At 63.4% G+C, this 17,660-nt stretch carries 15 protein-coding genes; 2 read left to right on the forward strand and 13 right to left on the reverse strand.

Annotated elements, in window-relative coordinates; all coding sequences use genetic code 11:
* Window positions 1-4 precede the first annotated feature (4 nt).
* Complete coding sequence (locus tag ACYZUM_RS24430) at window positions 5-961, forward strand: LysR family transcriptional regulator (RefSeq protein WP_108184069.1); 957 nt, start codon at window positions 5-7, stop codon at window positions 959-961.
* A gap of 51 nt (window positions 962-1,012) precedes the next feature.
* Here the strand turns inward: ACYZUM_RS24430 and trhA are convergent, their stop codons facing one another.
* Window positions 1,013-1,630: a PAQR family membrane homeostasis protein TrhA gene (trhA, locus tag ACYZUM_RS24435; RefSeq protein ID WP_007964065.1), complete on the reverse strand. Its 618-nt coding sequence runs from the start codon at window positions 1,628-1,630 to the stop codon at window positions 1,013-1,015.
* Window positions 1,631-1,797: 167 nt separating this feature from the next.
* Between trhA and ACYZUM_RS24440 the strand changes: the two genes are divergently transcribed.
* Complete coding sequence (locus ACYZUM_RS24440; protein WP_108184070.1) at window positions 1,798-2,712, forward strand: LysR family transcriptional regulator; 915 nt, start codon at window positions 1,798-1,800, stop codon at window positions 2,710-2,712.
* A 137-nt stretch (window positions 2,713-2,849) separates the two neighbouring features.
* On the opposite strand, the gene madM is transcribed toward ACYZUM_RS24440, so the two are convergent.
* From madM to ACYZUM_RS24500, 12 genes are all read right to left on the reverse strand, one after another.
* Window positions 2,850-3,614, reverse strand: coding sequence for a malonate transporter subunit MadM (madM, locus tag ACYZUM_RS24445; RefSeq protein WP_103485191.1), 765 nt, complete (start codon window positions 3,612-3,614; stop codon window positions 2,850-2,852).
* A gap of 1 nt (window position 3,615) precedes the next feature.
* Window positions 3,616-4,032, reverse strand: a complete 417-nt coding sequence (gene madL, locus ACYZUM_RS24450; RefSeq protein WP_108184071.1) for a malonate transporter subunit MadL — start codon at window positions 4,030-4,032, stop codon at window positions 3,616-3,618.
* Between the two features lie 66 nt (window positions 4,033-4,098).
* On the reverse strand, window positions 4,099-5,019 hold the full coding sequence (gene mdcH, locus ACYZUM_RS24455; protein ID WP_108184072.1) for a malonate decarboxylase subunit epsilon: 921 nt from the start codon (window positions 5,017-5,019) through the stop codon (window positions 4,099-4,101).
* On the reverse strand, window positions 5,016-5,636 hold the full coding sequence (locus ACYZUM_RS24460; RefSeq protein WP_086793636.1) for a malonate decarboxylase holo-ACP synthase: 621 nt from the start codon (window positions 5,634-5,636) through the stop codon (window positions 5,016-5,018). The genes mdcH and ACYZUM_RS24460 overlap by 4 nt, the downstream gene beginning before the upstream one ends.
* Window positions 5,630-6,415 (reverse strand): biotin-independent malonate decarboxylase subunit gamma, encoded by a 786-nt coding sequence (mdcE, locus tag ACYZUM_RS24465; RefSeq protein WP_108184073.1) that lies wholly within the window; start codon window positions 6,413-6,415, stop codon window positions 5,630-5,632. Before mdcE ends, ACYZUM_RS24460 begins: the two co-directional genes overlap by 7 nt.
* Window positions 6,412-7,263, reverse strand: a complete 852-nt coding sequence (locus ACYZUM_RS24470) for a biotin-independent malonate decarboxylase subunit beta (RefSeq protein ID WP_108184074.1) — start codon at window positions 7,261-7,263, stop codon at window positions 6,412-6,414. Before ACYZUM_RS24470 ends, mdcE begins: the two co-directional genes overlap by 4 nt.
* A complete protein-coding gene (locus ACYZUM_RS24475; RefSeq protein WP_108184075.1) occupies window positions 7,256-7,555 on the reverse strand; it encodes a malonate decarboxylase subunit delta in 300 nt (99 codons plus the stop codon). The genes ACYZUM_RS24470 and ACYZUM_RS24475 overlap by 8 nt, the downstream gene beginning before the upstream one ends.
* The gene (locus ACYZUM_RS24480) at window positions 7,555-8,427 is read right to left on the reverse strand and encodes a triphosphoribosyl-dephospho-CoA synthase (protein ID WP_142579901.1); all 873 of its coding nucleotides are present in this window, start codon (window positions 8,425-8,427) and stop codon (window positions 7,555-7,557) included. The genes ACYZUM_RS24475 and ACYZUM_RS24480 overlap by 1 nt, the downstream gene beginning before the upstream one ends.
* A complete protein-coding gene (gene mdcA, locus ACYZUM_RS24485; RefSeq protein WP_108184078.1) occupies window positions 8,427-10,097 on the reverse strand; it encodes a malonate decarboxylase subunit alpha in 1,671 nt (556 codons plus the stop codon). The genes ACYZUM_RS24480 and mdcA overlap by 1 nt, the downstream gene beginning before the upstream one ends.
* 283 nt (window positions 10,098-10,380) lie before the next feature.
* Window positions 10,381-10,746: a DUF6124 family protein gene (locus ACYZUM_RS24490; RefSeq protein WP_108184079.1), complete on the reverse strand. Its 366-nt coding sequence runs from the start codon at window positions 10,744-10,746 to the stop codon at window positions 10,381-10,383.
* 532 nt (window positions 10,747-11,278) lie between these two features.
* A complete protein-coding gene (locus ACYZUM_RS24495; RefSeq protein WP_108184081.1) occupies window positions 11,279-11,749 on the reverse strand; it encodes a chemotaxis protein CheW in 471 nt (156 codons plus the stop codon).
* The gene (locus tag ACYZUM_RS24500; RefSeq protein WP_108184082.1) at window positions 11,742-17,654 is read right to left on the reverse strand and encodes an Hpt domain-containing protein; all 5,913 of its coding nucleotides are present in this window, start codon (window positions 17,652-17,654) and stop codon (window positions 11,742-11,744) included. The genes ACYZUM_RS24495 and ACYZUM_RS24500 overlap by 8 nt, the downstream gene beginning before the upstream one ends.
* Between the last annotated feature and the right edge of the window lie 6 nt (window positions 17,655-17,660).

The following is a 17,660-nucleotide window of genomic DNA, read 5'->3' on the forward strand; positions in this document are numbered from 1 at the left end:
CGCCATGCGCCTTCGCCACATCGAGATTTTCCAGGCCATCCGCCAGACCGGCTCGGTCAGCGCCGCTGCGCAATTGCTGCACGTCTCGCAACCAGCGGTGACCAAAGTGCTGCAGCACGCCGAGCAGCAGTTGGGCTTTCCGCTGTTTCTGCGGGTGCGCGGTAAATTGCAGGCGACCCCGGAAGCGCTGGAGCTGGAGCGCGAAGTCGACAAGGTCACGGAAAGTCTGCAGGGCGTGCGACGCCTGGCCCAGAGCCTGCGCCGCGAGCCCGGCCACAGCCTGCGGATCGGCGCGACCCCGGCGCTGGCGCTGTCGTTGCTGCCGCCGGCGATCCGGCAATGGACGGCACAGTTCCCGGACATCGCCTGCGAACTCTCCAGCGCCCACAGCCGCGAGCTGATGCAGAACCTGCTGATGCGCGAAGTGGACGTGGCCCTGACGTTGCAGTTGCCGGATCATCCGGGACTGAAGGCGCAGGCATTGGCCTCGGGCGTGTTGGTGGCGCTGGCGCCGAAAGGTTACTGGCCGGAGGAAGAAGCCGGTCAGCCGTTGCCGCTGATGGCGTTGGCGGGAGCACCGCTGATCGGGCTATCCAGCGCCGACCCGCTGGCTGCCCGACTCGACAGCTACCTGGAAGCGGTCGAGCCACCGCCTCGCGTGCGGATCGCCGTGCAGACGTATTCGCTGGCGCGGGCGATGGTGGAGTCTGGCGCCGGGGTGGCGGTGATCGACCCTTTCACGGCACTCGGTGCTTCGCCGACCAGCACCGTAATCCGCCCGTTGGCGCCGCCCTTGCCGATCACGTTGTACGCAGTGACCCGCGCCACCGAACCGCCACCGCATACCCTCGGCGACTTGTTGCAGATATTCAGCAGACGCGCGCAGATACAACTGCAAACCCTGGTCCCTGTGGGAGCTGGCTTGCCAGCGATTGCGGTGGCCCCATCAACACATGAGTGACTGACAGGCCGTCATCGCGGGCAAGCCCGCTCCCACAGGATTTGTGATGTTCTAAAGGACATAAAACAGAATCGCCACAAAGTGCAGCAGACTCCCGGCGATCACGAACAAATGCCAGATCCCGTGCGCATGCCGCAACCGGTGATCCAGGGCAAAAAAGATGATCCCCACGGTGTACAACACCCCGCCCGACGCCAGCCAGGCAAACCCTGCCGTGCCCAGCGCCGCGATCAACGGCTTGACCGCCACCAGCACGATCCAGCCCATCACCGCGTAGATCACGATCGACAGGATCCGCGCTTCCGAGCGTGGCTTGATCTCCTGCAGGATACCGATCAGCGCCAGCCCCCAGACAATCCCGAACAACGTCCAGCCCCACGGCCCGCGCAGCGTCACCAGGCAGAACGGCGTGTAGCTGCCGGCGATCAGCAGATAGATGGAAAAGTGATCGACCTTCTTCATGATCGCTTTCTTGCGCCCGCGCACGCTGTGGTACACGGTCGAGGCGCTGTAGAGCACCAGCAAGGTAAAGGCGTAGATCGCCACGCTGACGATCTTCCACGGACTGCCGTCGAGGCTGGCAATCACCAGCATCCACACGCCGCCGATAAATGCGGCCACGGCCCCGACCAGATGCGTCCAGGCGTTGAGTTTTTCCCCGTGATACATGTGTCGCTCACCTCAAGATTCGTTACCGCAACGCGCAAGGCTCGGGCCTTGAGCGTAAAAGCGCAATGTTTCCGTTTAAAAGATCAAAAGATCGCAGCCTTCGGCAGCTCCTACAAAGAGCGGCGCATACCGGGCACAATCGACGCATTCTAAAAAGAGTCCGCGCCATGCTGATCGACGAAGAATTGACCCTGAAAAAACTCGAGGTGTTCCTCGCCTTCATGCGCACCGGCAACCTGGCGCGCGCCGCTGTCGAGTTGCAGACCAGCAATGTCAGCGTGCACCGGGCGATCCATTCGCTGGAAAGCGCCCTGCGCTGCCCGCTGTTCAAGCACGAAGGGCGCAACCTGACGCCACTGGAAAGCGCCTACGTGCTCGAAGAACGCGCGCAGAAGCTGATCCAGGACGTGGTCGAGAGTGTGCGCCTGACCCGCGAGGCCGCCGGGTTCTCCGCTGAACGCTTCAAACTCGGCTCGCTGTACTCGCTGACGGTGAAAACCGTACCGCAACTGATCATGGGCCTGAAGATCCGCCGCAGCGAACTCAACATCGACCTTATCCTCGGCTCCAACATCGACCTGCTGTACAAGCTGAAGAACATGGAAGTCGATGCGATTCTGGTGTCGCTGGACGACACCGTCAGCGACCCGGACTGCGAGCAGATCCCGCTGTTCTCCGACGACATTTTCCTCGCCACACCGGCAGATTCAAGATTCGCCCAGCGTCAGGAAGTCGATCTGGCTGAAGTGCGCGATGAAACCTTCATCACCCTGACCCAAGGCTTCGCCACCCACCAGGACGGCATCCGGGTGTTCAAACAGGCGGGGTTCGAGCCGAAGGTGGCGATGCAAGTCAACGACATCTTCACCCTGCTGAGCATGGTCAGCTCCGGGGTCGGCTATGCGCTGCTGCCAGGAAGGATTGCGGCGGTGTACGAGAACCGCGTGAAGCTGATCCCGTTGCAGGAGAAGTACCGCTTGCAGCAGCATATTGGCGTGGTGTTCTTGAAGGCCAAGGAGCGCGATCCGAATCTGCTGGCGTTGCTGGCGGAGTGTCGGATGTATGCCAATCGCCAGGCCTGACACCGCGTCGCCTACATCGCTGGCAAGCCAGCTCCCACAGGGTTTTGTGCTGATTCAGAAATCTTCTTACAACACAAAACCTGTGGGAGCTGGCTTGCCAGCGATGGCGTTAGACCCGACAACACAGAATCCGAAAGTCAGCCAACAATCCCGCGAACAATGAAGAACAACAGCGAAGGCCCAAGCAAACAGCCAAGCCCGGTGTGGAACGTCGCCGTCAACGCCCCATAAGGCACCAACCGCCGATCCGTCGCCGCCAGCCCTGCGGTCACCCCACTCACCGTCCCGGCCAGACCACCGAACACCATCGCCGAGCGCGGGTTATCCAGGCCCATCCAGCGCGCCGCGACCGGCGTGCCGACCATCACCAGAATCGCCTTGATCAACCCGGTGGCAATCGACAGCGCCATCACATCCGAGGTCGCGCCAATAGCCGCACCAGTCACTGGGCCGACGATGTAGGTCACCGCGCCCGCGCCGATGGTGGTCATGCTTACCGCATCGCGATAGCCGAAGGCCCAAGCCATACACGCGCCGACAATGAACGGCAGGATCGTACCGAGCAGCAGCGCGATCACGCCAATCAACCCGGCCTTCTTCGCCTCGGTCGCCTGCACTTCGAACGCCGTGGCGACAATCGCGAAATCACGCAGCATCGCCCCGCCCATCAGGCCGATGCCGGAGAACAGCGTCAGATCCGCCAGGCCTTTCTGACCACCGGTCAGAGTGCCGCCAACCCAGGCCAGCACCAGACCGATGACGATGGCAATCGCCGAGCCGTGAATGCGCCCGAAGGTCAGGCGTTTGGAGAGAATCACCGAGACCCACATGATCACGCCGACGAAAGCGAACGCGGTGATCAGGCCATTGTGTTCCAGACCGTTTTCAATGAGTGCCCACATGTCAGCGACCTCCTACCGGGGTGCCGACCGGGGTGACTTCCACCGGTTCGTCAGGCAATGGCTCACCTTTATGAGTGCGGCTGATCAGGGCAATGGTGCAGCCACACACCACCACCGAACCGATGGCCGCCAGCACCGCCACCGGGCCGCCGTGCAGGGCGGTGACGACGTTCTGTTGCGCGGCCATCGCCACCACCACCGGAATGTACATCGCGCCCCAGAAGCCGACGCCCATCTCGCAATCCTCGGTCATGCCGCCGCGTTTCTGCATCCACAACCGCGCGCAGATCAGCAGGATCATGGCGATGCCGACCCCGCCGACGTTGGATTTGACGCCCAGCAACACGCCGAGCATGTCGCCCATGATCACCCCTGCCAGCGTACAGATCGCCAACAGCGCCACACCGTAAATAATCATTGTTGTAGTCCTCAAAGTGCATCGTCGAATGTTGTTTTTGTTGTTCGAAGCCTGAGTCGCGGCGGTTTAGGGTCGGCGGCCACCCTCCTCTCGCAACAGCGCCTGCAAGGTGTCCAGACGCGCACTGTCGAAGGCAGTGACCGTGCCCGATTCGAACACCCGGCGCGCCAGCCCGGTCAGCACCGCACCGGGCGGCAGTTCGATCTGTAAACGCACGCCGCGCTCGTAAGCGCTTTGCACGGTGCCGCGCCAGTCCACCACGCGGCACATGTTGAACGCGAGATCGTCGCGCAGGGCGTCAGTCTTGATCAGCGGACGCGCGCGACTGCCACTCAGGTAAGCGATTTTCGGAGTCTTCAGTTCAACTTTGACGAAAGCCTCGGCGAGGGTTTGCGCCGGTGCCTCCAGTAACGGGCAGTGCGACGGCACGCTCACCGCCAGGCGTTTCGCCAGACCGGCGCCACGACTGCGCGCCAGCTCCGCCACCGCTTGCATCGCCGCGTCGCTGCCGGCAATCACCACCTGGTTATCGGCATTGATATTGGCCAGGTACACCGGCGACTCCGCGCTGTGCACCTGCGCCAGCAGCGTTTCGACGGTGGATAATTGCAGACCGATGATTGCGGTCATGCCATAGCCCTGTGGATAAGCCTGCTGCATTAACTCGCCACGCAGACTGACCAGATTTAACGCATCGCTGAAGCTCAGCGCCCCGGCGACCACCGCTGCCGGGTATGCGCCGATGGACAGGCCGGCGACGTAATCCGCCGTGAGTCCGTCCTGCAGCAATTGTCGTGAAGCAGCGACCCCGGCGATCAACAGGCACAGCTGAACCGCCCGGGTGCTGCGCAACGCGTCGGCAGAATCGAGCCGCGCGACATCTTCACCGAGCACCTCGCTGGCCTCGGTCAAGGTTGCCCGGGGCAAACGCTGGAGCATGCCCGGTTGCTGCGCGCCCTGGCCGGGGAACACCAACAGGCTGCTCACGCTGCCTGCTCCTGCGGGTTCCACGGGTCAGCGACCAGACAGGCTTGATGGGCGTTTTTCAGCAGCACCCGTGCAGACCCGCCGGCCCATTCGCGCAACGCGACTGCACCGAACGGCGTCTGCAATTGCATGTCGACCCGGCACACGGCTTGATCAAAGAGCTCGACCAGTTTGCGTGCCTGATTGCGGGTAATCAGCTGCGGTGTACGCAGAATCAGATCGAGATCGCTGGCCGCGTGCATCGCGACAAATCCACTGGCCAGCTCAAACCCGACACTGCCGCTGATGCCCCAGACCCAACCGCAATCATCGAGCATCGGCCGCAGTTGTTTGAGGGCCTGCATCACTGGCAGATCGCGCGCGCAATCGACATGACAAAGCGCTTCGGGGCTGACCCGACAGGCAATCGAATCGAGCGCCATAAACGCCGCCAGCCGCTGCTCACGGAACACACCGCGCACGCCCACCGCGACCAAACCTTCAGCGCTCACCGCCCGCCGCACCACCACCGGTTGCCCGGCAGCCAGCGATTCGACTGCCCACTGCGGCGCATCCGCCGGCAACTGCGCCGGGGTCATGCCCCACAGCAGATCGTGGGCCAGTGGCAGGTTCACCACTGCGCCCTCAGCAGTTCACGCACGCGGCTGGAGGCTTCACGATTTTTCGCGCCGAGACGCTTGCGCAAATCAGTGCCGGAGATATCGTCGATAGCCTGTTTCAGGCACCCGGTCACCCGCGCCAGATCCTCCGCCGTCGGCTGCTCGATCTGCTGCACCGAGAGGGTTTCCCAGAGCAATCCGAGGCTGGCGTAGCTGTCGATGTCATACGCCATCGGCGGCACGCTGGCGGCCAGTGCTTCCAGTTCCTCGACACTGCGCAGCGTCACTCGCGCCGCCGAGGCCTTGCCCATCGCATGCACCATCACCCCGGGATCGCGCAGGGCAATCAAGCGGTTGGCCTGATAACCGTGGGCCAGAAACGCCCCGGACATGGCCTTGCCCACCAGCAGTGCAATCACCGGATGCCCGGCCAGACGGGCGCGGGCATAACTGTCCGCCGCACCGGCCAGGGCCTGATGAATGCCGAGGGCTTCTTCGCGACGACCGTAAGCCTGGCTCGGGACGTCGACGATGGCGATGATCGGGCGTTTCCGTGTGTTGTCGCGATCTGCCGTGATTGCGTCATCCACCGCCTTGGCCAGGCCCCAGCCTTCGAGCAATCCGACTTCGCCGTTGCGAGCCCGTGGGAAACGGTTGTCGGGGTCAGCGACCACAGCGATCAATCGTCCGAGTTCGCCATCGGCCACCTTCAACGAGGGCGGCAAACCCTTCACCGCTTTCGCACCCGCGCTCAGGGCGTTGAACCAGTTCAAACCGCGCACCGAATAACCACTCATGAGCGCTCTCCTTGATACAGATCGCGAACCACCGACGGTTCGATTTGCTTGCCAGTGTCCAAACGGTTCAGGCGTTGCAAAAACCAATCGGCACGCTGACTGCGCGGTCGCGTTGGCAAACCCTGTTGCAGCAACGCACCGACCTGCTGGCGAATCTTTGCCACATCATCGGCGACGTAACGATCCACCAAGCCGCTGGCGAAACGCTGTTCGCCACCGGTCAGGCTCCAGATGAAGGGCCGGTCGCGGGAGTCGTATTCCTCGATCCCGGCTTCCTGCTCGATCACCTGTGGGCCGTTCAACCCAAGGCGCGCTTCCTGAGTCACCAGCAAATAGCTGCACAGCGCAGCGGCAATCGACATGCCGCCGAAGCAACCGACGCTGCCCGCCACCACACCGACCACCGGTTGGTACTGCTGCAAATCGACAATCGCCGCATGAATATCGGCAATCGCCGCCAACCCGAGATTGGCTTCCTGCAAGCGCACGCCACCGGTTTCCAGCAGCAACACGACGCGCGTCGGGATGCCCTTGCGGTTGTCTTCGGCGGCCAGTTCCAGCGCGCCGGCAATCTTCGCCCCGCCGACTTCGCCGAGGCTGCCGCCCTGGAACGCGCCTTCGATGGCGGCGATCACCACCGGCAAACCGTCGACGCTGCCCTTGGCGATCACCACGCCGTCATCGGCTTGCGGCACCACGCCCTGACGTTCGAGCCACGGCGACATGACCCGTTGAAACGGGTCGAGCAATTCGCGGAAGGTTCCGGCGTCGAGCAAGGCTTTCGCCCGTTGCCGCGCACCGAGTTCGACAAAGCTGTGCTTGTGCAACAGCGCTGTGCTGTCAGTCATGGCCGATCTCCTCGAAACCTTGTTCCAGACGCAGACGCACCACCCCCGGCGTGGCGCCGAAATCGTGGATATCGATGGCCATCGCCGGTGGCGTGGTGCCGTCGAACATCCGCGCGAACAGATGCTGCCAGCGCTGCTGCGCACCGTTGACCGAGGTCTGCACATTGATCGTCAGCTTGCCGGCCAGCCCCGGTTCGATCAGCACTTCCAGATCGCCCGAGCCGACACAACCGACCAGCGCGCGCCCGCGCGGCGGCTGCCCGGCGGAGAATTCAAAGGATAAGGTTTCCATCAAAACGCTCCCTGAAGGATGCCGTCGCGCTCGATTCGATCGAGCAGCAGCGTGGCGGCGAGCAAGTCGGCGGCGCCACCGGGCGAGGCATTCAATGCGATGAGTTGTTGATCCAGTGCGTGCAGGCGCCGACGCCCGGTGAGGCTGGCGCTGCCGCCAGCGTCGAGCACCGCTTGCGCGCCTTGCTGCATAGCGTGCAGGCCCTGTTCACCAGCGCGGTAGAGCACGCAGGTGTCGGCCAGATCGGTCATGATCGCCAGTAGCGCATCGAGCCGGGCATTCTGTTCGCCGTGACCGTTGGCGCGGCTGCGTTTGAGTTGCGGCAGGCCGCGTTGCAGCACGGACGGGAAGCCGAGTTGCGCTTCCTCACGGGCACCGCGTGCGCCGTAACGCAGGGCGACCTGAGCGCCGTGGCTCAGCGGTTTTGGTGCGTAGCGATCATCCAGCAAGGCCAGACGTGCGGCGCGAAGAGAGACGGCGTTGGCGCTTGAGGATTTCGGTTCCAGTGCAGCAGCGGTGATCAACAGGCCCAAGGCCCAGATCGCCCCGCGATGGGTATTCACCCCGTTGGTGGTCGCGAGCATCGCTTGCTCGCCTTCGCGACCGAGGCGGCCAATCGCTTCGCGCAACGCTGAATCGACTTCGCCGATGTCCACCGCCGCTTCAGCCATTTCCTTGAACGCCGGCCATAACGACAACGCCGAAGCGTGCATCAGGCCCAAGTGCAGATCGGTGTGTGCGCCATTGCCACGCCGGTCGACCAGCGCCGGTTTCGGCGAGAGATCGGCTTCGTCGATCAGCGCATCCACCGCCAGATCGGCCATGCGTTCGCTCAGGCTCAGGGGTTTCGCTTGCAGATTGAGTGCGTGCATTACCAGCTCCTGAACTTGGCGGGCGGGTTGTACAGGCCGCCGGACCACTCGACCAGATCGGCCACACTTTTCGCCGCCAGCAGTTCGCGGGTGGCGTCGGTGCGGCGGATGCCGAGGTCTTCGGGCAAAGCGATCAGGCCTTCGCGGCGCATGCGTTCAGTGTCTTTCGGGTTGTGGCGCAGGCCGATGGCGGTGACGCCGGCGACCGCTGCAATCATCGCCTGGCGCTCTTCCAGCGAGCGCGCTTTGTACAGGTAGGCGATGCCTTCTTCGGTGAGCAGGTGGGTGACGTCGTCGCCGTAGATCATGATCGGCGCCAGCGGCATACCGCTTTTCTTCGCCACTTCCACCGCGTCGAGGGTTTCGACGAAGGTCGGTTTGCCGCCCTCCTGGAAGGTCTCGACCATTTGCACGACAAGTTTCTTGCCGCGTTCGAGCATCGGTTGCGGCGCGTCGTCGTGGCGCATGTCGAGCCACGCCGGGGTGCCGTGACGCCGACCGCGCGGGTCGTGGCCCATGTTCGGCGCGCCGCCGAAACCGGCGAGGCGACCACGGGTGACGGTCGAAGAATGGCCGTCGCCATCGACTTGCAACGTTGCGCCGATAAACAGATCCACCGCGTACTGCCCCGCCAGTTGGCAGAACATCCGGTTGGAGCGCAGCGAGCCGTCGCGGCCGGTGAAGAACACGTCCGGGCGCGCGGCGATGTAGTTTTCCATGCCCAGTTCGGTGCCGAAGCAATGCACGCTCTCGACCCAACCGCTCTCGATCGCCGGGATCAGGGTCGGGTGCGGGTTGAGCGTCCAGTTGCGGCAGATCTTGCCTTTGAGGCCGAGGGATTCGCCGTAGGTCGGCAGGATCAACTCAATGGCAGCGGTGTTGAAACCGATGCCGTGGTTGAGCGACTGCACGTTGTGTTTTTCGTAGATCCCGCGGATCGCCATCATCGCCATCAACACGTGCACCGGTTTGATGTGCCGTGGGTCGCGGGTGAACAGCGGTTCGATGTAGAACGGCTTGTCGGCCACCACCACGAAATCCACCCACGAGGCCGGGATGTCGACGCGCGGCAGTTCGCTGACGTCATCGACCAATTGGTTGACCTGGACGATGACGATGCCGTCGCTGAAGGCCGCCGGTTCGATCAGTGCCGGGGTGTCTTCGGTGCTGGGGCCGGTGTAGATATTGCCGGCGCGGTCGGCCATGAACCCGGCCGAGAGCACGACGTTGGGGATCAAGTCCACCACCAGCCGCGCGTAGAGTTCGATGTAGGTGTGAATCGCGCCGACTTCCAGCAAGCCGTCTTCGAGCAACTGGCTGATGCGCAGGCTCTGGGTGCCAGCGAAGGAGAAATCGAGCTTGCGGGCGATGCCGCGTTCGAACAGATCCAGATGCTCGGAGCGACCGACGCTGGGCATGATCATGTGCAGATCATGCAGCTTGGCCGGATCGGCTTTGGCCAGCGAACGGGAAAGGAAATCCGCCTGCTTCTGGTTGTTGCCCTCCAGCACCACCCGGTCGCCGGGATGGATCAACGCTTCAAGCGCGGCGACGATCTTGTCGCTGGGCAACACCACACCGTCGGCCAGCCCGCGCACCTTGTCGAGACGCCGCTGCTTCTCGTCACGCCGCCGCGTCCAGCGCGAGTCGGGGGAAATTGTTGTTGTCATGCTCACTCCACGGGGTTCGCTGTCGTGGAGCTACCTTAGGAGTGTGGGGTGGGGGCATCAATCAAGCGCGGTGGTGAATCATTACGCTGAGCGTAACGTTTGACGACGCCTTCGCGAGCAAGCTCGCTCCCACAGGGTTTTGGGTTGTTCAATCACTATGTGACAACCCAAATCCCCTGTAGGAGCTGTCGAGTGAAACGAGGCTGCGATCTTTTGATCCTCAGAATCAAGATCAAAAGATCGCAGCGTGCCGCAGCTCCTACAGGGGAAGGCATTGCGCTTCTCAGTTCGTCGGCACCAACTTATCCAACACCCGATTTACCGCCAGCTCCGCCACCATCACCACCTGAGCAATGCCCTGCAGCGTCTTGAGGTGCGTGCCTTGCACCAGCGCCGCATGATTGTTGAGCATGACCGTGGCCGAGCCGAGGGATTCACTGGCGTCGGCCAGCAGGGATTCGCTGTCGGCGTCGGGGTTGGCCATGTACAGCGTGTTGGGGGTGTAGGGCGTGGCCATGAGGTCGGGTTTTGGCGGGCCGAGGTAATGGTCGAGGGCGCGTTCGGCGGCTTCGTGGAATTTCTTTGATTCGGGGGCTTCGTAGGGGGATGCCGTGTCGGTGACCGGCGGGTTAGGTGTTACTTTGAACATCGGAATGTACCTCTGTGAGGCCGCACCATCTCGCTGCTAAACGGTAGGGTGGCGGCTGTGCGCAAGTTAGCAGACCGGTCATTCCGGAACCCGGCGCACCCGAAGGTGCCATGCACACAGCCACCATCAAGCGCAGGCGAATGCCTGACCGGATGAGACTTGTACGACCGGAATAAAACGAAGCCGGGCTGCTAAACCCGATCACTGGGAATCAGTGACGCAATCAAGTTACGCAGGCTGCCGAGGGCGCACAAGCCGGCGGATTCTGGTGCATGCGTAGGCAGTGGCGCAAGGATTTGTAGGCTGGTGAGGCGTAACACTGAGTGTCTTTAAACAGCTGTGCCAGAATGTGTTTATTGCACTGCAGAAATTGAAGATTTGCCTGTAAGAATTTGCTGATTCAACTGGCCCCATCGCTGGCAAGCCAGCTCCCACAGGGTTTTGTGTGACTCACAAAATCCGAATACGACGCGGACACTGTGGGAGCTGGCTTGCCAGCGATAGGGCCAGTCAGGGCAGCACAAAGGCTGGATCAGTGAACCAGCCCAGCCTTCACCAACAACTGCTCCAACCCCAACAAATCCGGGACCTTGGCCACCTGTTCCCCGACCTGCACCGCCGCCTGCTCCAGCGCACACAACGGCACATCGACATAACTCAACTGACTGTCGAGCTTGTATGAACGCGGGATCCCCTGCACCAGCAGCGCGATGAATTTCAGCTGCGGCAAGCCGCCGAGGGCATTGAGGATGACGATCCGCGCGCGTTCGCCGATGACGATTTTCTGCCCGCACGCCGACTCGAAACTCAGCAGCGGAATCTGCCGCTCCCGCCAGCTCACCCGCCCCAGGTACCACGGCGGGGTGTCGAGGTCGAAGGCGCTGGCCTGATAGTCGATGAGCTCGGCGACGGCGACGTTGGGCAGGATCAGGTTGCGGTCGGCCAGTGGCAGCAACAGGCCGGTGAGTTGGCTGCTGCGCGCGTTGTGGCGGCGCTCATGCATGTTTCTTGCTCCAGTGGGCAATGCTTTCGAGCAGCACCGATTCCTGATACGGCTTGCCGAGGTAGTCGTTGACGCCGATGGCCATCGCGCGGTCGCGGTGTTTCTGCCCGGTGCGCGAGGTGATCATGATGATCGGCAGGTGCTGCAGGCGTTCGTCGTGGCGCACCTGGGTGGCGACTTCGAAACCGTCCATGCGCGGCATTTCAATGTCGAGCAGCATCAGGTCAGGCATGTGTTCTTCGAGCAGCAGCATCGCGTCGACGCCGTCCTTGGCGGTCAGCACGTTCATGCCGTGGCGTTCGAGCAAACGGCTGGTGACCTTGCGCACGGTGACCGAGTCGTCGACCACCAGTACCAGCAGGGGTTTTTGCGGCTCACTGTCGATGTCCGCCTGCGCCGGATGCTGGGCGATCCGCGCCTGCATCGCGCGGATCGGCGCGAGCAAATCAAGAATCAGCACCACCCGGCCATCGCCGAGAATCGTCGCCCCGGACACGCCCTGCACCGCCGCAAACTGCGGGCCGAGGCTCTTGACCACAATCTCGCGAGTGCCGGCCATCGCATCGACCTGCACCGCGATGTGCCGGTCATTGCACTGCACCAGCAGCACCGGCAATGGCAGGCTCTGGCCGAGCAGTTTGGGGCGTGGCACGGTTTTCAGCAGCTCGCCCAGATAACACAATTCATAGCGCTGACCGGCGTAGTGGTAGCTCGGCGGATCGTTGCGGTAGTGCGCTTCCAGATCATTCGGCAACACCCGGACGATGCCTTCGATGGTGTTCAGCGGAATCGCATACTGATCCTCCCCGCACTGCACCATCAGCGCGCGGTTGACCGACACGGTGAACGGCAGACGAATCCGGAAATGCACGCCCTGCCCCGGCACCGAGTCGATGCTCATGGTGCCGCCGAGCTGGCGGACTTCTTCGTGAACCACGTCCATGCCGACGCCGCGTCCGGAAATCTGGGTGATCTTTTCCGCGGTGGAAAAGCCCGGCTGCAGGATGAACTGCAGCACGTCGCGGTCGCTGATCTCGGCGTCCGGTGCGAGCAGGCCGCGCTTGATCGCCTTGCGCCGCACCGCGTCCAGCGGCACCCCGGCGCCGTCGTCGCGAATATCGAAAACGATGTCGCCACCCTCGCGGGTCAGGTCCAGGGTGATCGTGCCCTGCGCCGGTTTGCCCGCCGCCAGCCGCACTTCGGCCGACTCCAGACCATGGTCGACGGCGTTGCGCAGCATGTGCTCCAGCGGCGCGGCCATGCGCTCCAGCACGTTGCGATCCATCTCGCCTTCGGCGTTGCCGATGATGAAGGCGACGTCCTTGTTCAGCTCTTCGGCGACCTGCCGCACGATGCGTTTGAGGCGCGGCAACATCCGTTCGAACGGCACCATGCGCGTGCGCATCAGGCCTTCCTGCAATTCGGTATTGATTCGCCCCTGCTGCTGCAACAGGTTCTCGGCGTCGAGATTACGGCGCTCGAGGGTTTCCTTGAGGTCAAGCAGGTCGGAAGCGGATTCGAACAGCGCCCGCGACAGTTGCTGCAACTGCGAATGACGATCCATTTCCAGCGGGTCGAACTCTTCGTAACCGAGGCGTTCGGCATCGACTTGCTGACGGCTGAGGATCCGCCCCTGGGTTTCGGTGTCGAGCCGGCGCAACTGATCGCGCATGCGTTCGATGGTGGTTTCCATCTCGTTCAGCGCGGTTTGCGCATCGCTGACTTGCTGCTCGATACGCCCACGGAAAATCGAGGTTTCCCCGGCCAGGTTGACCAGCTCATCGAGCAGTTCGGCGGAGACCTTGACCATGTCCGCGCCGGCATCAGCGGCGGGTGCCGCAGGCTCGGTCTTGGCCGGAATCGGCAGCAACGGCGGCGTGTCGGGGGTCGCCGGATGGCTGAAATTCTGGATCGCATTGATCAGCCGATCCGCCGGCGGGCATGGCTGCCCGGCGCGCACGCCGTCGAGCATCTGCGCCAGGCGGTCATGCCCGCGCTGCACCAGCGCGAACAGTTCGGCGGACGGCTGCAGCACGCCGGTGGCGAGGCTTTCGTAAAGGAATTCGAGCTCATGGGCGAGGTCGCCGATCGGGCCGATCTCGACCATCCGCGCGCCGCCCTTGAGCGTGTGCAGATCGCGCAGCAGGGTTTCCACTTCCTGCCGATTGCCCGGCTCGGCCTGCCAGCGCAGCAACGCCGCGCCGGAGCTTTCGATGATGTCGAAACCCTCTTCGAGGAAGATGTCCAGCAGCTCCGGATCATGCGCCGCGCTGTCTGATTCAGCCGTCGGTTGCGCCGCTTCGGCAGTACCGGCGGCGCCCTGGCGGAACTGGCGGATCGTCTCGATCAGATCCTGCGCCGGGCGCAATGGTTGATGCGCCTGCAACAGCTCCAGCAACAAGGCCAGGCGGTCATGGCCCTTGTGCAGCAAGCGGCCCAGCGCCTCGCTGTGACTGTAGCGACGATCCACCAGCCCTTCGTAAAGGCTTTCCAGCTCATGGGCCAGATCGCCGATGGCGTCGACCTCGGCCATCCGCGCGCCACCCTTCAGCGTGTGCAAATCGCGCTGCAACGACGACAGCGGCGCAGCGTTGTCCGGGTCGCTCAGCCAGCGTTGCAAGGCTTGCCCGGCGCTGTCGAGAATGTCTACCGCTTCTTCGAGGAAAATCTCGACGATCTCGTCGTCCGGCGCAGTCTCGACATTGGCGCGGGACAGTTCGGCGGTGGCGGCACCCAGTTCGCTGATGCTCAAAGTGCGGCTGCCGTCGCTGCGGATCAGCCCCATCGCCGTCGGATCGAGGCTTTCATCCAGCAGTTCGTGCAAGGCGCGGATGCGCTGCGGCTGCGGGGTAACTTCCTGGCCGGCAGCCAGTTCGTCGAGCATGTTGATCAGCGCTTCGTGGGCGCTCTGGGCTTCGTGGAAAAACCTGTCGCTGACCGCCAGGCTGCTTTCTTCGACCGCGCCGTAGAGGTCGAGCAAGGCTTCGCACAACACATCCACCGGCAGCAGATCGGCGAGGTGCGCGCCTTCGCCCAACGTGGTCAGCTCATCCAGCAGCGCGCTGAGTTCCTGACGCTCGCCGGGGTGTTGCTGCCAGCGTTGCAACAGGCTTTCGGCATCGAGCAGGATGTCCATGCCCTGGGCGAGGAAGTTGTTGATCAGTTGCGGATCGCGCTTGATCCGCAGGCCGGTGTTCGGCGCGCTGAGGATCGCTTCCAGACGTTCGGCCAGCAGCGTTTCGGTGCGTTTGATCAGCGACTGCGCACCAACAATCGGCGCCAGCGGATCGTGCTTGAGCTGGCGCAAACCAACGCGGAACAAGCCTTCGGCTTCGAGGAGCAACTCCACTTCATCGAGGTCCAGCGGCAACTGATGCGCCTTGAACTCGCGCGCCAGCTTATCCAGCGGCGCGGCCAGTTCGGCAATCGGCAACACGCCGGCCATCGACGCACTGCCCTTGAGCGTGTGCAAGGCGCGCTGCAATTCGTCGCTGGCCGGCAGCGGCACATGCTCGGCGGCCTGATCGAGGAAGCGGTTGAGGCTGGCGAGGTGGGTTTCAGCCTCGTTGCGAAAGATCTCCAGCAACAGCGGATCGAGGGCCGCCACGTCATCGATGTCTTCGGCCGCCAGCGGCTCGACACCTTTGGCCAGCGCATGCGCGCGGGCCGCCAGTTGATCGACATCGCTGCGCTGACGCTGGCGCTGAGTGGCGAATTCGCTGATCAGTTCCGGCAGCAGCAACACCGTGTCGGTGAGCAACTGCTGCACCTGCGCGCCAGGTTCGACGCTGTGTTCCAGCACGCGGTTGAGCAGGTTTTCCACCGCCCAGGCCAGTTCGCCAAGGATCAGCGCACGAACCATGCGCCCGCTGCCCTTCAAGGTGTGAAAGGCCCGACGCAGTTCGGTCAGGGCGGCGCGGTCATGGGTGTCAGCCGACCAGCGCGGCAGGTATTCGTGCAGGACTTCGAGGACTTCGTCGGTCTCTTCGAGGAACACTTCGCGCAGTTCATCGTCCACCGGTTCTTCATCGGCCGGTGGTGGCATCAGGCTGCCGGGGGTGATCAAGGCCGGCGGGTTGACTGCCGATACCGGACTGGCCAGCACCTCGGCCAGCGACTGCACGGTATCGGGGTCATCCAGCGCTTGCAGATCCTGCATCACCAGCGCTTCGCTGGGGCTGAGCACATCGTCGAGCAGCGGCACGTGAGGTTCGCCGGGTGGCTCGTCAGGAAAGAAACCGAGGCTGGCGAGGCTCTTCTGTGCAACATCCAGCAGTTGTTCATTCGGCGCTTGCGGGTCGTCGCTCAGGCGTTCGAGGTAATACTCGAGGCTGGTGATGACGTCGGCCAGATGATCCAGTTGCTGCCAGCCCGGCTCGTGCGGATCGAGCAGCAAATGCTCGCGAATGAAGCTGTTGCAGGCTTCGACCAGACTCGCCGCGCGGCTCAACGGAATCATCGCCAGCGCGCCGCGCACCTGGGTCAGCAGTTCCGGCAACGGTTGCAGTTGCTGGCGATCCCAGTCGGCGTCGATGTAATCGACGATCATGTCCTTGGCCTGTTGCAGGCAGATGCGTGCTTCCTTGATCACGATCTGATGGATCTGCGTCAGGTCGGTGGTCGGCAGGCGCGCGTCTTCGGGGCTTTCCGGCTCGACGGTGCCGACCATTCCGGCGAGGTTGGCTTCGACGTAAAGCAGCGCGCCGGCAACGTCCATCAGGGTCGCGTCGTTCGGTTCGAGCTGGCCCTGAGCGAGGCTGAGCACCACCGCCAGTTGATCGATGATGACTTTGCGCGGCTGGCCGAAACCGAGCACCGCGAGGGTGTCGGCGATCTGCCGCAGCGGCGCCAGCAGACTCTCCAGATCGGAGGTGTGCTGACGGTCGCTGCGCACGAACAGGTCGAGGCGCTCCTTGACCCGCACCAGCTCTTCGCATAGCGCCGCCAGCACCGAGCGCATCGCATCGCGGTCGGGGCCGGCCAGGCGCGCGCGTTCTTCGTCGACCATCGCGCTGTCGGGCAACGCGTCGTCCAGGGAGTAGCGATCTTTCATGGTCAGCATCTGCCCGGTGGGATGTTCGGCTTTGGCAATATAGAACAGCAGGCTTTTCAGCAACTCCGGCGGGGGCGGCTGATTGAGGCCGCGCGGGCCTTGTTCGAGCAGGCGCTTGAGTTCCTTGTCGGCGTCCTTGAACAGGCTGCGCAGCGCCGGACTGTTGGCGATGGCGCCTTCGCGCATGCCTTCGACCAGCGCTGAAGCGACCTGCCACAGCGGGCTCAACGGCGCATTGGCGCTCAGCGCTTCGAGGCGCTGGAAGACTTTCGCCAGGTAGTCGAGGTGGGTCTGGTCATCCTGCTCGCGCAGCAACCCGACCAGCGCCATTTGCAGCATCTGGCGCAACTTGCGCAGCACGTTGGGCCACTCGGCCGGCTCCAGCGCGGCCAAGGCTTCTGCGCTCAACGGCGGCAAGTCCGGCAGTGGCGGGCTGAACAGGCTGGTTTCCGAGAGCAGGCTGTCGCCGCGGGCACTGCGCAGGTCGTTGATCAGCGGCAGCACCACCAGCGGCAGATCGCGGCGGGCGCTCTGCACCCGATCGAGATAGATCGGCAATTGCCCGAAGGCTTGCAGCAGCAGGTGCAGGGCTTCGTCCCGATGGGCGACGCGCCCCTGCTGCAAGGCTTCGACCAGATGCTCCATTTCTTCGGCCAGCAACGCCGCGCCGTAGAACTCGACCATCTGCAAACTGCCGTGCACCTGATGGATATAGGCCAGACACTCATCCAGCCCCGGCGCGGCCTGCGGGTCATCGAGCACGGCTTCAATTGCCTGATGCGCCTGTTTCAGCGTTTCGGCAATTTCACCCTTGACCCATTCGAGGGCCACGTAGTCGTGCCGGTCACCCATAACCAC

This window comes from Pseudomonas sp. m6p, assembly GCF_055760375.1.

Bases quoted from the DNA above. Each gene is read 5' to 3' on its own strand.
- mdcA (WP_108184078.1), bottom strand. From the start codon at position 10,097: ATGACAACAACAATTTCCCCCGACTCGCGCTGGACGCGGCGGCGTGAC.
- madM (WP_103485191.1), bottom strand. From the start codon at position 3,614: ATGTGGGCACTCATTGAAAACGGTCTGGAACACAATGGCCTGATCACC.
- mdcE (WP_108184073.1), bottom strand. From the start codon at position 6,415: ATGAGTGGTTATTCGGTGCGCGGTTTGAACTGGTTCAACGCCCTGAGC.
- ACYZUM_RS24490 (WP_108184079.1), bottom strand. From the start codon at position 10,746: ATGTTCAAAGTAACACCTAACCCGCCGGTCACCGACACGGCATCCCCC.
- ACYZUM_RS24495 (WP_108184081.1), bottom strand. From the start codon at position 11,749: ATGCATGAGCGCCGCCACAACGCGCGCAGCAGCCAACTCACCGGCCTG.
- madL (WP_108184071.1), bottom strand. From the start codon at position 4,032: ATGATTATTTACGGTGTGGCGCTGTTGGCGATCTGTACGCTGGCAGGG.
- trhA (WP_007964065.1), bottom strand. From the start codon at position 1,630: ATGTATCACGGGGAAAAACTCAACGCCTGGACGCATCTGGTCGGGGCC.
- ACYZUM_RS24480 (WP_142579901.1), bottom strand. From the start codon at position 8,427: ATGCACGCACTCAATCTGCAAGCGAAACCCCTGAGCCTGAGCGAACGC.
- ACYZUM_RS24500 (WP_108184082.1), bottom strand. From the start codon at position 17,654: ATGGGTGACCGGCACGACTACGTGGCCCTCGAATGGGTCAAGGGTGAA.
- ACYZUM_RS24430 (WP_108184069.1), top strand. From the start codon at position 5: ATGCGCCTTCGCCACATCGAGATTTTCCAGGCCATCCGCCAGACCGGC.
- ACYZUM_RS24475 (WP_108184075.1), bottom strand. From the start codon at position 7,555: ATGGAAACCTTATCCTTTGAATTCTCCGCCGGGCAGCCGCCGCGCGGG.
- ACYZUM_RS24470 (WP_108184074.1), bottom strand. From the start codon at position 7,263: ATGACTGACAGCACAGCGCTGTTGCACAAGCACAGCTTTGTCGAACTC.
- ACYZUM_RS24440 (WP_108184070.1), top strand. From the start codon at position 1,798: ATGCTGATCGACGAAGAATTGACCCTGAAAAAACTCGAGGTGTTCCTC.